Annotated in this window: 12 protein-coding genes, 2 tRNA genes and 1 pseudogene; 2 read left to right on the forward strand and 13 right to left on the reverse strand. The window is 52.6% G+C overall.

Annotated features, from left to right (window positions below):
• The 13 genes and pseudogenes from KUV22_RS04350 to KUV22_RS04410 all read right to left on the reverse strand — a co-directional run.
• A pseudogene (locus tag KUV22_RS04350) lies at window positions 1-2,756 on the reverse strand (hypothetical protein); the annotation flags it as partial.
• A 16-nt stretch (window positions 2,757-2,772) separates the two neighbouring features.
• Window positions 2,773-3,645, reverse strand: a complete 873-nt coding sequence (locus KUV22_RS17470; RefSeq protein ID WP_222228823.1) for a transglutaminase-like domain-containing protein — start codon at window positions 3,643-3,645, stop codon at window positions 2,773-2,775.
• Window positions 3,635-4,300, reverse strand: a complete 666-nt coding sequence (locus KUV22_RS04360) for a hypothetical protein (protein WP_222228824.1) — start codon at window positions 4,298-4,300, stop codon at window positions 3,635-3,637. The genes KUV22_RS17470 and KUV22_RS04360 overlap by 11 nt, the downstream gene beginning before the upstream one ends.
• Window positions 4,301-4,768: 468 nt before the next feature.
• Window positions 4,769-4,845: transfer RNA gene (locus KUV22_RS04365), tRNA-Pro, on the reverse strand.
• Between the two features lie 127 nt (window positions 4,846-4,972).
• Window positions 4,973-5,344 carry a MerR family transcriptional regulator gene (locus KUV22_RS04370; protein WP_222228825.1) on the reverse strand — a complete coding sequence of 124 codons (372 nt, stop codon included), beginning with the start codon at window positions 5,342-5,344 and terminating at the stop codon, window positions 4,973-4,975.
• A complete protein-coding gene (ihfA, locus tag KUV22_RS04375; RefSeq protein WP_010131375.1) occupies window positions 5,325-5,630 on the reverse strand; it encodes an integration host factor subunit alpha in 306 nt (101 codons plus the stop codon). Before ihfA ends, KUV22_RS04370 begins: the two co-directional genes overlap by 20 nt.
• Window positions 5,631-5,760: 130 nt before the next feature.
• A complete protein-coding gene (gene pheT / locus KUV22_RS04380; RefSeq protein ID WP_222228826.1) occupies window positions 5,761-8,151 on the reverse strand; it encodes a phenylalanine--tRNA ligase subunit beta in 2,391 nt (796 codons plus the stop codon).
• Window positions 8,152-8,234: 83 nt separating this feature from the next.
• Window positions 8,235-9,248 (reverse strand): phenylalanine--tRNA ligase subunit alpha, encoded by a 1,014-nt coding sequence (gene pheS / locus KUV22_RS04385; protein ID WP_077404232.1) that lies wholly within the window; start codon window positions 9,246-9,248, stop codon window positions 8,235-8,237.
• Between the two features lie 184 nt (window positions 9,249-9,432).
• A complete protein-coding gene (rplT, locus tag KUV22_RS04390) occupies window positions 9,433-9,792 on the reverse strand; it encodes a 50S ribosomal protein L20 (protein ID WP_077404234.1) in 360 nt (119 codons plus the stop codon).
• Window positions 9,793-9,828: 36 nt separating this feature from the next.
• Window positions 9,829-10,023 carry a 50S ribosomal protein L35 gene (rpmI, locus tag KUV22_RS04395; protein ID WP_077404237.1) on the reverse strand — a complete coding sequence of 65 codons (195 nt, stop codon included), beginning with the start codon at window positions 10,021-10,023 and terminating at the stop codon, window positions 9,829-9,831.
• Between the two features lie 144 nt (window positions 10,024-10,167).
• Window positions 10,168-10,695, reverse strand: coding sequence for a translation initiation factor IF-3 (infC, locus tag KUV22_RS04400; RefSeq protein ID WP_222228828.1), 528 nt, complete (start codon window positions 10,693-10,695; stop codon window positions 10,168-10,170).
• A gap of 53 nt (window positions 10,696-10,748) precedes the next feature.
• Complete coding sequence (thrS, locus tag KUV22_RS04405) at window positions 10,749-12,683, reverse strand: threonine--tRNA ligase (protein ID WP_077404240.1); 1,935 nt, start codon at window positions 12,681-12,683, stop codon at window positions 10,749-10,751.
• A gap of 119 nt (window positions 12,684-12,802) precedes the next feature.
• Window positions 12,803-12,879: transfer RNA gene (locus tag KUV22_RS04410), tRNA-Val, on the reverse strand.
• 224 nt (window positions 12,880-13,103) lie between these two features.
• Between KUV22_RS04410 and KUV22_RS04415 the strand changes: the two genes are divergently transcribed.
• On the forward strand, window positions 13,104-13,529 hold the full coding sequence (locus KUV22_RS04415; RefSeq protein ID WP_222228830.1) for a hypothetical protein: 426 nt from the start codon (window positions 13,104-13,106) through the stop codon (window positions 13,527-13,529).
• The gene (locus KUV22_RS04420; protein WP_222228832.1) at window positions 13,526-13,714 is read left to right on the forward strand and encodes a helix-turn-helix transcriptional regulator; all 189 of its coding nucleotides are present in this window, start codon (window positions 13,526-13,528) and stop codon (window positions 13,712-13,714) included. Before KUV22_RS04415 ends, KUV22_RS04420 begins: the two co-directional genes overlap by 4 nt.
• Window positions 13,715-13,730 lie beyond the last annotated feature (16 nt).

Below are 13,730 nucleotides of genomic sequence, written 5' to 3' on the forward strand. Positions count from 1 at the left end.
TCTATGCCACCCAAGCCACCGTAACTACCACCGGATTTCCAATGCCTGCCAGATTCCGCGAGACGCCCTTTGCCACTTACATCAATATATGAATTGGAGCTGACATAGAAATCTGTGGCATTTAGGGTAATACCAGCGGTAAAGCCCTCAGAAGCTGCAGGGGTGGTTATCTTAGCGCTGTTTTTGAGGGTAATGGTTTCAAAGCTGTAATCCTGAGGCAATTCCAGGGTGAAGCCATCTACTACCAAATTGTTATTAGGTACTGTGAAATTACCCTCTGCCGCGACATAAACGGAACTGAAGCTATTACCTGAAATTGGGGAACCTAAATGCACCCCATCATTCAAAACAACTTTCGCATCTTTGAATGTAATTGGCGCAGTCAAATTAACATCTTGATCGATTGTTACGCGCAAATGTTCGAAAAAAATAGGAATCTCGACTTCCCCACTCAATATATACGGGGGGTAAGTCTCGCTGCTACTCCGATTAATAATTTGTAAGCGCGCATTTTCAGACGGCAGAGAGCGGTCATAAAGGTAAACCGTTCCCGGGCCGCCATAACCGGTGGCGCCTGAGTAATTAGTGCCAGCGCGCGCAAATATATCATCCGATGGAACAATTCCAGACATGGCACCATAGTAGAGTGCAATGCGGCCGCCACCGCCTATTCCCGATCGGTACCCATAACCACCTGACGCCTCTATTAATGTTCCACTGCCGCCGACAATCTCGGCGGCTTCGATCCAAACAGAACCACCACTGCCGCCACCGGCGTCAGCAAGGTAACTTCCGTTTGCAAGGATGTCTCCGTAAATTTCGATTTTTTTGGTAGCGACGAGCTTGACTGCACCGCCACCACGGGAGTGCTTGCTTGAATCATCCGCGCCATAACCACCAACGCCAAAATCTGTCGGTTCCGTCATAGATCCAAAAGTTGAATTTACACTGCCGGACACTGGATCGATACCGCCGACACCGCCATAGCTGCCGCCGGACTTCCAATGAATGCCACCTGACGGCAAAACCCCCTTACCTGAAACATCAATTTTCGAGCTACTATCTACAAATACGTTTTCTGCATTTATTGATAAAGGCGCATCTGCCTCTTCAGCGACCGGCATGGTGACATAGGCGCTATTGACGAGACTAAAGCGTCCATTAATTTCATGGGAACCGGAGGCAATTACATCAACCCGATCAACACGGAATCCGTTTTCGCCATAGTCGCCCCCCTCACTTAGATGAACTATGCTTTTTCCCGTCTGACCACCAACAAACCCAGATCCTAAAACCTGCGCACCAGTTATTAGTTCTACACGCGAGTTTCTCAGATAAATCTCAGAACCGATTACACCAGAAATACGATATCGCTCAACATTCTCACCAGAAGAGTGGTTGTCTACAAACAAACTCCCGGAGCTCTCAGCAGGTTCACTCTCTATATTTCGATAAATCTTTAAATCTAAATTATCGAAGTATGCATCATTGTTACTACCTGCTCCGCGTACCGAATGCAAAACAAGATCGACGGAGTGAGTTCGTGGTGGAATGTATGAAGAATAGAATTTACGCTCCCATTCCTTCGCAGCAGTAGTTGCCAAACCACTCGCAACTTCAGAAATTACGTCACCCTCGACGTCCCGAAATCGAAAAACCACCTCACCACTATCAGATGAACTCCAAGATGATTGGAGCCAGCTGATACCCAGTGAAATTTCACCAGAAGCCACTTCTTCTTGAGTAAACGTTGAATAGGGAATTTTTACATTTTGATAAAAGCTTGACTCTGAATTATTACCACCACCATACAGGTAGTAATACCCACCGAAATAGCTTGCACTCGGAGTTTGACCGGAACTGCGAACGCCTGGAGCACCACTCTCGACAACCCAATGAGCCAAAGACCCATACTCTCCACCATTGTTTTCTACATACAGACGATCAATGGCTCGGTCATTAATATGGACTGTGCCTGGTCCCCCACCTACCTTGCCCGTCCCACCCTTGGCAGAGACTAATCCGACAAAATCAAACTCGCTCTCTGGGCCGTAGTAGATCGCAACCCTGCCACCACTACCGCCTCCTGCATGACTTGTATTTGCACCCGCACCGTTCGCAGAAATTAATCCGTTACCTTCAAGTACATCGACATAAATTGAAATTGAACCACCGGCGCCACCACCCGCATAGCCCCCCTCAAAGTAATCTAGTTGAGATTCACCATTTGCGAAGATACCCCCTGCCAGTATTAACTTATTGGCATCAAGGTAAAAACGGCCTCCCCCCCGTGTCCCTGCCCCACTTGCAGTGTGTGCACCGCCTTCCCCATACATGGCGGGCTTTGTGTAATCACCAAAACCCAGAGCCGGGTTCATGCCACCCGCACTAGCATACGCCCCCCCACAGCCCGAGCAATCAGGATCGGTAGCCAGACGTCCCCGCGCAGAAACATCTACTTTGGAACTTTCATCGATTTCAAATATACCTGCAACGTTAAGCCGCAGCTCGGAAGCTGCACCAACGGAATGCCGCAAGGTCGCACCGTTTTTCAATAGAACACTAGAAAAGCTATGGTTGCCATCCACGGTAAGAATGGCACCATCAACAACTAAATCTTCACCCTCATAATCGAGATTAGATTCGGAAATGGTGGTGTCATTGACCAATATAGTCTGTGCCGCCAAAGCAGAACTTCCGAGAAAAGCTGCAACAGAAAACAGAAATAGCGCAAAGGAAGCTAAACTTTTGTTCATAAACAGGCCTTTTGGTCTAAAGCATCTGCACACTCAACCGTGAATCATATGTCAAAAAACGATGACTATTATTCATGCGGGAGCGTTCATTAAAATTATAAAAAGCGATATATGACCCATAACCTGAGTCAAAAATATTATTTTGTGGATCAGCGATATGCCATGCGTTATCACGCATAAACTCGGACCAATTGTGGTAATTATTCGCCTGTAACCTTCCAGATCGGTCTATCACAAATCCACCGATCATCCGGGAGGGAATGTCGCTTGCCCTGGCCAATGCAACAAAGGCAGAGGAAAATTCGGTACAGTCACCTTTTCTATTTACCAACGCGTAATGGGCGCCGCGGTCTTCAGCAACATACCCAACGTCTGTGATATTTTCCGATATCCAATTTGCTATACGGGCTTCTTCACCAGATTTTGGGTTAATCTCCCTAGATATCATCCTAATTACGGGGGAATCAACTTGAATGTTGCGCTCGGATATCAAATATTTATCGTTATCCGATTCTTTAAACACTTGAGCGTAACCAGCGAGCTTCAGCGTAGCGGTAATATTGATAACTTTTCGAGAGAGGGGGGCAATATCTCCAACGTCAAAAACTAATACCTGATTTCCAAGCTCATCCAACTCAATTTTAAACGGGTAGTTTGCAGTTAATTCGGTGTTTTCTTGATAAGAATTCTTCTTTACAGGTGCGAAAACCCTGAAGCTCGCACCTTCAATATTGGAAGAAGTGTTATTTTCTACAAGAAAACCGTAGCGTACCGTCTTGGAAAGATCATATCGAGGCGCCACCCCAAAGGTCCCAAAATTGAGCCACAGTCCCACACAGACTAACAGTACGAACGCCAGAAAAGCCTGGCAGATACGATTACCTCGCACAGCTTAGCGCCTCCCCATTATTACTTCTCTGCAATGAATGCAAGGCACTAAATTTCAGTGAATTACCAATAGCGTCAATGCCACCGCGTACAATAAATACGGATGACAGAGGGTGTAGAATCGGATATTTAGTTAGCGACTCTTGCGCTTTTGAGTCACCCACCAAAAAGATAGGAATGTAACCTTTCGAAAAGCTTGCCAATTCGCCACTAAGCGCAGCTTGTGAATCGACATCACCAACCAAAGCCAAAGCTGGCACACCGAACCCTTCCAGCTTTGCGGCTACTTCCTCACTAAGGGCAAGCACAGCAACACCCAAATTGGCCGCCTCAACGATAAAGTCTTCAGGAGATACCTCCCGAATTGGAGCTTCTCGATCTCCAGGATATGTATCGCGTATCAAAATCTTGGGCGAGGAAAATCCACTTTGGATAAGCTCAGAGCACAAGCTCAGCATTGCATGCCGCTTATAAGACTCAGCAACAATCAGCAAGGGCTTGCGCTTCAAATAGGGGGAAGATTTTATTTTTCGCGCAGGCAGGCTGATATCTACAGGGAGAGGAATAAATTCCTGTGGCGTTGTAGTGACGTCAACAACAAGATAGTCATTAGCACCATCTTCAACTTCGCTCGCACGAATAAAGCACCTTTCCATTTCAGCGGCCCCATTGCGGGTAACTGACGAAAAGTAATTGGAAACGGCCCCAGGCGCACAACACTTATGCGCAGAGCTCGCAGTACTATTTGCAAACACGCCATCACATAAAGCAAAGCATGCTACAAATACACAGAATGTGGACGTGAAACTTCCTGTCACACCAAACCACTCGCAGTTGTAATACTTTCGCAGCCTAAACAACTACTGCATTTACCGAGCGGCATCGTAATGAAATAGACGTCACATCGTCAACACCAAAATACTCAACAAGCAATCATTTTTAAATTTTTATTTGTTAATTGCGTACCAAGTTGGTCATTTTTTCCTGTTTACACGTGAACCGCCCCTGATCGATGAATAGATACACACCAAATCAAAACAAGAAGCCTTGTCCCAGCACAACAAATAAAAGGATTTTATTTCGGGAAACAAAAAAGCCCGCATAAAGCGGGCTTTTTTGGGAAATGGTCGGAGTGGCCGGATTTGAACCGACGACCACCACACCCCCAGTGTGGTGCGCTACCAGGCTGCGCTACACTCCGACAGGAGGAAATCAAGCGGCGTGAAAATTACGTAAGTGCTTGATTTATAAGGGGCATCGCTTGGCGATGAGGCGCAAATCATACCGAAGTACGGTGGGAATGCAAGCCCGTTTTGCGCCTTTTTGGGTCAGGCTTTGACTTCCAGTAATTCCAGCACACCTTCCAGTTCAGCGATCATTTGCGGGATCACCTGCTGCAGCTGTACAGACTGGTCTTTGTCTTTTTCGGTGCCGCCGCTTTCCATTTGCAGACGAGCGCCACCAATGGTGTAGCCCTCTTCATACAGGAGTGCGCGGATCTGGCGGATGAGGACAACGTCCTGATGTTGGTAATAACGACGGTTTCCGCGGCGCTTTACCGGGCTGAGCTGCGGGAATTCCTGTTCCCAGTAGCGCAGTACGTGAGGTTTCACTGCACACAGTTCACTGACTTCACCGATGGTGAAATAGCGCTTCCCCGGAATTACGGGGAGTTCACTGTTATGACTCGCTTCCAGCATCTTCTTCTACTCGTGCCTTGAGTTTTTGTCCTGGCTTGAAGGTAACAACCCTTCTTGCGGAAATAGGAATCTCTTCGCCAGTCTTGGGGTTCCGTCCCGGACGCTGGCTTTTATCACGCAGGTCGAAATTGCCAAACCCTGACAGTTTAACCTGCTCATTATTTTCAAGAGCGTTGCGGATTTCCTCGAAAAAGAATTCGACGATTTCTTTCGCTTCGCGCTTGTTAAAACCCAGCTCTTCGTACAACTTCTCGGCGAGCCCGGCCTTAGTCAGTGCCTCTGTCATTGGTTCCTGCCCAACAGATTCAGAGGCGTCGACTCCGGTTTTAAGCCTGGTACCGCATTGGCTTGGAACCCGGAAGCAGACGCTCTCGGGATACGCGCATCAGCCGCGCATATCCCGGAGCAAAACCGGTTTAACGCTGGCTGGCGTTGTATTTTTGTTCTAGTTGACTGACTACCGCATCGACTGCGGCATTGATTTCTTCGTCGTTAAGGGTGCGCGAGGGATGCTGAAACGTCAAGCCCATAGCGACACTTTTTCTATGTAAATCAATGCCTTTGCCCTGATAGACGTCAAAAATGTTGAAGTCCGTCAAAAATTCGCCGGCTGCTTCAACAGCGGTTTCTGCCAGCTGACCCACAGGAATCTCCGCATCCACCAAGATCGCCAGGTCACGACGCACCTCGGGGAACTTAGATAAGGGAGTAAAGGCAGGAATGACCGCCTGACCCAATCCGTCCAGGCTCAATTCAAACAGGAAAGCCGCCTTGGGCAGATCGTAATCCTTTTGCAGTTCTGGATGCAGCGCACCCAGTACGCCCACGGACTTGCCATTGCGCAGCACTTCAGCGCACTGGCCCGGGTGCAGCGCCGGGTGTTTGGCCGGTGCGAAGGTGAACTCGGCATCGGCTTCGTAGTGCGCCAGCATGGCTTCCACGTCCGCCTTGATGTCGTAGAAATCTACAACGTCTTTGGAACCACTCCAACCTTCTGGCTGGCGGCTGCCGTAGATCAGGCCCGCAATCATGCGCTCCTGCTGCAGGCCTTCACCGGATTCGGCATTGCCCGGCACAAAGCGCAGGCCGGTTTCGAACAGGCGCGCGCGGTCCTGCTGGCGGTTCAGGTTGTACTGCAGGGTCTTTACCAGGCCCGCCATCAAGTTGGTGCGCATCACTGCGAGCTCAGCGCTGATGGGGTTTTGCAGGGCCACAGGCTCAACCGCAGGATCAAACTTGGCGGAGGCGTCGCGATCGATAAAGCTGAAGGTGATCGCTTCCTGATAGCCGCGGGACAGCAGCGTCTGCTCCAGGCGAGACTGGGCTACTTGGGCTTCTGCACGCGGCACAATATCCAGCGCTGCTTCGAAGCTGATGCTGGGGATGCGGTTGTAGCCATACACCCGCGCCAGCTCTTCCAGCAGGTCGGACTCGATGGAGATATCGAAACGGAAGCTCGGCACCAGGAAGGTCCAGCCTTCGCTGTCTTCACTGATCTTTTCCAGGCCCAGGCGAGTGATGATCTCGACGATCTCGGCATCGCTCATCTGGATACCCAAGCCGCGGCTTACGCGGGCGCGACGCAGGGTAATACGACGCTCTGCAGGCATGGCTTCGGTAACTTCGCGAACGTGTACAGGGCCGGGCTCACCACCGACGATATCCAGCAGCAGCTGGGTAGCGCGCTCGATGGCCTTCTCCTGCAGACGGTAGTCCACACCGCGCTCAAAGCGGTGCGAGGAATCGGTGTGCAGGCCGTAGGAACGCGCCTTACCGGCAATGGCCAGCGGGCTGAAAAAAGCGCTTTCCAGGAAGATATCCTTGGTGGCTTTGGTTACGGAGGAATCCAGGCCGCCCATGATACCGGCGATGGCCAGTGGGCCTTTCTCGTCGGCGATCAACAGGGTATCGGCTTTCAGCTCCACTTCCTGCTCGTCCAGCAGGGTGAGCTTTTCGCCCTGCTCTGCCATACGTACCTTGATGCCACCGTTCAGCTTGGCGAGGTCGAAGGCGTGCATGGGCTGACCCAGCTCCAGCAGCACATAGTTGGTTACGTCGACTACCGGATCGATGCTACGCAGGCCACTGCGACGCAGGCGTTCCTGCATCCACAGCGGTGTTTCGGCATCGATATTGATATTGCGGATCACGCGGCCCACATAACGCGGGCAGGCGTCTTCGGCCAACAGGGACACCTGCAGGCTGTCATCGATTACTGCGGCAACCGGCTCGATGGCAGGCGGGGTGACTTCGCAGCGGTTCAGTACGCCCACTTCACGGGCAATACCGGCTACACCCAGGCAGTCGGAACGGTTTGGGGTCAGATCGACTTCGATGGTGCTGTCGTCGAGCTGCAGGTATTCGCGCAGGTCGGTGCCGGTTACTGCCTCTTCTGGCAGCTCCCAGATACCGTCGTTGTCGTCACCCAGTTCCAGTTCGGTCTGTGCGCACAACATGCCGAAGCTTTCGACACCGCGCAGCTTGGCTTTCTTGATTTTGAAGTCGCCGGGCAGCTTGGCACCCACCAGCGCAAACGGGATCTTGATGCCGGTGCGCGCATTGGGTGCGCCGCATACGACCTGCATCTCCCCTTCCGGGTGCCCTTTTACCTTGCACACGCGCAGCTTGTCGGCGTCTGGGTGCTGTTCGCAGGCGACGATCTCACCCACTACGACCCCAGAAAATGCGCCGGCTACTGGTTCTACGGCGTCCACTTCCAGGCCCGCCATGGTGATCTGGTCGGCCAGCTGTTGTGCTGTCAGGTCCGGGTTTACCCACTCCCGTAACCAGGCGTTGCTGAATTTCATAGTCGTTCTCTAATTCTTAATTCGTTTACGCAATACGCGGTTGTTTGTTCGCCTGCTTGCAGGCCCCTTAGTCGGGATTCGAGTTAGAACTGCTTTAAGAAGCGCAGGTCATTATCGAAGAACAGGCGCAGGTCGTTTACGCCGTAACGCAGCATGGCCATACGCTCGACACCGAGGCCGAAGGCAAAGCCGGAGTATTTTTCGCTGTCGATATCGCAGGACGCGAATACATTCGGATGCACCATGCCGCAACCAAGTACTTCCAGCCAGCCGGTGCCGGAACAGATACGGCAGCCTTCGCCACCGCAGGCGGTGCACTGGATGTCCGCTTCTGCAGACGGCTCGGTGAACGGGAAGTAGGACGGACGGAAACGCACCGGCACATCCGCTTCAAAGAAGGCTTTCAGGAACTGGTCGATACAGCCCTTCAGGTGCGCGAAGCTCACACCCTCATCGATAACCAGACCTTCGATCTGGTGGAACATCGGGGAGTGGGTTACATCGGAGTCACAGCGGTATACGCGGCCCGGGCAGATAATGCGCAGGGGCGGATTGGTTTTCTCCATGGTGCGGATCTGCACAGAAGACGTGTGCGTACGCAGAACCGTGGAGGGATCAATGTAGAAGGTATCGTGCATGGCCCGCGCCGGATGGTGGGCGGGAATATTCAGCGCTTCGAAGTTGTAGTAGTCCCCTTCTACCTCGGGGCCCTGCTCTACGGTAAAGCCCAGGCGCTGGAAGATCTCTTCAATGCGACGCAGGGTGCGGGTGATCGGGTGCATATTGCCCTGCTCTTCACCACGGCCTGGCAAGGTAACGTCGATGGTTTCCTTGGCGAGCTTTTCTTCGATAGCAGCCTTTTCCATCGCGGTGCGGCGCGCATTGATCGCTTCCTGCACCTGCTGCTTAGCCTCGTTGATTTTGGCCCCTGCCGCCGGACGCTCTTCCGCAGACAGTTTTCCCAGACCTTTCAGCAATGCGGTGATCTGGCCTTTTTTACCCAGGTAATCCACCCGCACCTGGTCCAGTGCCGCGAGGTCGCCGGCCTTTTCTACCAGCGCCAGCGCCTGCTCGGTGAGGGACTGCAATTCTTGCATTGAAACCTTCTCGTTCTAATCGATGAGTGACAATTGTTATTTTGAGACGCAGCGGATAATAGCAAGCCTCTGCGTCAGAAATTCGTATGCTGCTGATAAAAAAATAGGGAAGAGCCAAACAGCCCTTCCCTATTTTTAAAGCACAAATCTGCCCTTGCGGGCCGATTTATTCTGCAGGCGCTAATTAAGCTGCCAGGGCTGCCTTGGCTTTTTCAACTACGGCAGCAAAAGCGGCTTTGTCGTATACCGCCAGATCAGCCAGAACACGGCGATCCAGTGCGATATCCGCCTTCTTCAGGCCAGCAATCAGTCGGCTGTAGCTCAGGCCTTCAGCGCGGGACTGGGCGTTGATACGCGTGATCCACAGAGCGCGGAAGTTACGCTTCTTAACGCGACGGTCGCGGTAAGCGTACTGACCAGCTTTGATGACTGCCTGCTTGGCTACACGGAAAATGCGAGAACGCGCACCGTAGTAACCTTTAGCCTGCTTCAGAATTTTCTTGTGACTGCGACGCGCCACTACACCACGTTTTACACGGGCCATATCAATATCCTCTTAAAACTTAACGTGTGCAGCCAATTACTTGGCGCGCATCATACGATCGACCAGGGTGGCATCAGACTTGTTCAAAGTGTTGGTGCCGCGCAGCTGACGCTTACGCTTGGTGGTCATTTTGGTGAGGATGTGGCTCTTGTTAGCGTGCTTGTGCTTGTAGCCCGAAGCCGTCTTCTTGAAGCGCTTGGCAGCGCCACTGTGTACTTTTGCTTTCGGCATTTTGTACTCCAAAGTGAATAGTGACCCACGAATGGGTTCTGTTAATTGGTTACAGGCCGAAGCCTGCAACTGTGCGGGAGTGAGAAGGCAGCCGTCGCCCGATCACATCCCGAAAAGAAGACTCAGATACCAGGTATCTGCGCCTTACTTTTTCTTTTTGGCGGGCGCGATGACCATGATCATCTGGCGGCCTTCCATTTTTGGCCGCTGCTCCACCGTACCCAGCTCCTCGAGGTCTTTCTCGATGCGCTGCATCATTTCCATACCCAGCTCCTGGTGGGCCATTTCACGGCCGCGGAAGCGCAGGGATACTTTTGCCTTGTCCCCAGCTTCGAGGAAGCGGGTCAGGTTGCGCAGCTTGATCTGGTAGTCGCCGATATCGGTACCGGGACGGAACTTCATTTCCTTGATCTGCTGCTGCTTTTGTTTCTTCTTAGCCGCATTTTTTGCCTTTTTGGCCTCAAATACGTGCTTACCATAGTCCATGATCTTACAGACGATGGGATCTGAGTCCGGAGCAATTTCAACGAGATCCAGGCTGGCCTTCTGCGCTTCTTCCAGCGCCTCATCCAGAGTGACAATGCCTACCTGTTCACCATCCGCACCAATCAATCGCAATTGAGAAGCTTCGATCTGATCGTTAATGCGGGCCTTTTTGGACCGTCCTTTCATATCTCGTTTAATAACACTCGTCTCCGGTTACTCAAAAAAAGCTATTGGGGCGCTTATTCAGCTGCGCCCGCAATAGACGAACGGCCGCGGCGGTCCACGTCCTGGCGGAGGATCTCAAGGAATGACTCATACGTCATGGTTCCGAGATCCTCACCGCTACGTGTCCGCACGGCAACCGTCTGGTTTTCCACTTCCTTATCGCCGATTACCAGCAGATAAGGAACACGCTGAAGCGTGTGCTCGCGGATTTTAAAGCCGATCTTCTCGTTTCTCAAGTCAGCAGCGGCGCGGAAGCCCTCACCACCCAGCTTGGACTCGATATCGCGGCAATATTCAGACTGGCGGTCGGTGATATTCAGCACCGCAACCTGCTGGGGCGCCAGCCAGGTCGGGAAAGCACCTTCGTAGTTCTCAATCAGGATACCGATGAAGCGCTCGAAGGACCCAAGGGTCGCACGGTGCAACATCACCGGGTTCTGACGGGAGCCATCTTCCGCCACAAACTGCGCATCGAGACGGCCCGGCATGGAGAAGTCCACCTGGATGGTGCCGCACTGCCATACACGACCGAGACAATCTTTCAGGGAGAACTCGATCTTGGGCCCGTAGAAGGCGCCCTCGCCCGGCAGCTCTTCCCAGTCCAGATTAGCCGCATTCAGTGCGTCCGCCAGCGCCTTCTCCGCCTTGTCCCAGCTCTCGTCGGAACCGACGCGCTTTTCGGGGCGGGTAGACAAACGATAGATCACTTCGTCAAAGCCAAAGTCTTTGTAGACCTCATGCAGGAGATCCATGAATTCAGACACTTCAGACTGGATCTGATCTTCGGTACAGAAGATGTGGCCATCGTCCTGAACGAAGCCGCGCACGCGCATCAGGCCGTGCAGGGATCCAGACGGCTCACTGCGGTGACAGGAGCCGAACTCCGCCAGTCGCAACGGCAGATCGCGGTAGCTACGCAGCCCCTGATTGAACACCTGTACGTGACAGGGGCAGTTCATCGGCTTGATAGCAAACTGGCGCTCTTCACTTTCGAGGGTGAACATGTCGTCACCGAACTTGTCTGCGTGACCGGATTTCTCCCACAAAGAGAAGTCCACCAGCTGCGGAGTCTTGATCTCCTTATAGCCGCGCTCGCGCTGACGCTGGCGCATGTACTGCTCAACGGTGCTGTATACGGTCCAGCCATTGGGATGCCAGAACACCATACCGGGCGCTTCTTCCTGCATATGGAACAGGTCGAACTTCTTCGCCAGCTTGCGGTGGTCGCGCTTTTCCGCTTCCGCAATACGGTGTAGATACGCTTTGAGCTCTTTCTTGCTGCCCCAGGCGGTGCCGTAAACGCGGGTCAGCATCTCGTTGTTCGAGTCACCGCGCCAGTATGCACCAGCCACTTTGGTCAATTTGAAGGCCTTGAGCTTGCCGGTGGACGGCACATGCGGGCCACGGCACAGGTCTTCAAAGTCGCCCTGACGGTACAGGGAAATATCTTCATTGGTGGGAATGCTGGCAATGATCTCTGCCTTGTATTCCTCACCCATTTCACGGAAGTACTTAACCGCATCGTCGCGCGGCAGCAGGCGGCGGCTTACCGGAATATCTTCCTTGGCCAGCTCTTCCATGCGCTTTTCGATCTTCTCGAGATCTTCCGGGGTGAACTGGCGCTCGTACGCGAAATCGTAATAGAAGCCATCGTCGATCACAGGACCGATCGTGACCTGGGCGCCCGGATACAGCTGCTTGACCGCCTGGGCCAGCAAGTGCGCGGTAGAGTGGCGAATGATCTCCAGGCCTTCTGGCTGGCGATCGGTCACGATCGCCAGGTCGGCATCGTGATCAATAACAAAACTGGTATCCACTTCCTTACCGTCAACGACACCTGCCAGCGCAGCTTTCGCGAGGCCGGGACCAATATCATTGGCAACGTCAAATACAGATACAGGATTGGAAAATTCGCGACGGGAACCGTCAGGGAGGGTGACAACAGGCATTGCACTTCCTTATTTATCAGTGGCGACCCCTACGTAAGACCGCGTGATTCACTTGTGTGAGTGTGGGCTTGCGCCCGAAACGAACCAGATCGAAAGAAAGGAAAAGGTCCGCGAGAAATTGGTAGACCCGAGCAGACTCGAACTGCTGACCTCTGCCATGTCAAGGCAGCGCTCTAACCAACTGAGCTACGGGTCTAGAACTGTGCAACCGGATGTCCCGTGCTGCAGAGGACGCGAACTCTAGCACCGTGATTCAGCCATTTCAACACAAGCGGCCAGATTTTTCTCTTACAGAATACAAGCGCGCACTGGCGCGTCAATCCACACACAAAATGTAAAGCAAGCTTGACATAAATAACCCGCCCCCACTAACCTACATGTCAAGCATACTTTACATCAAAGAATCGGAGGGATACGAGAATGATCAAACTGATCAAAGCGCTGTGCGGACCGCAGCTGCGCGAACAAGACAACCGCAACGAACGGCAAGTACTCAAATGGGGAATCGCCTGGATTATTTCACTTGCCGCTGCCGGATTTCCCGCCCGCCTCGAGCTCTATGACAGCGCCTGGATCACTCTGGCAGGTACCGCAGTAAACCTGTTCTTTGCCATGGGCTTCCTGCGGGCCTACAAAAACTTTATTACAGGTGCGGACGAGCTTGAACGGAAGATTCAGCTGGAAGCTCTGGCCTTGGCGTGCGCTGGAGGACTACTGGTATTTTCCGGCGGTAGTATCTTGTTTGCCGGTGGGCTAATACCAGAACCTACCGCTGCGGTGCTTCTGGGTGCACTAGGTTTCAGCTACATGGCAGGTATTGTCCAAGCAAGGCTCCGCTACATATGAAGAACCAAATCAAGGCATTGCGCGCGGAGCGTAACTGGACACAGGCCAACCTCGCTGAGCTGCTCGACGTTTCACGCCAGACAGTCAACGCCATCGAAACGGGCAAATTCGACCCGAGCCTACCCCTCGCATTCAAGATTGCGCGACTGCTTGAAAGGCCGATAGAAGAAATTTTTGAAGACTAGCGGATGCCGATTAGGC

Source organism: Microbulbifer agarilyticus (assembly GCF_019800665.1).
Lineage (GTDB): Bacteria > Pseudomonadota > Gammaproteobacteria > Pseudomonadales > Cellvibrionaceae > Microbulbifer > Microbulbifer agarilyticus_C.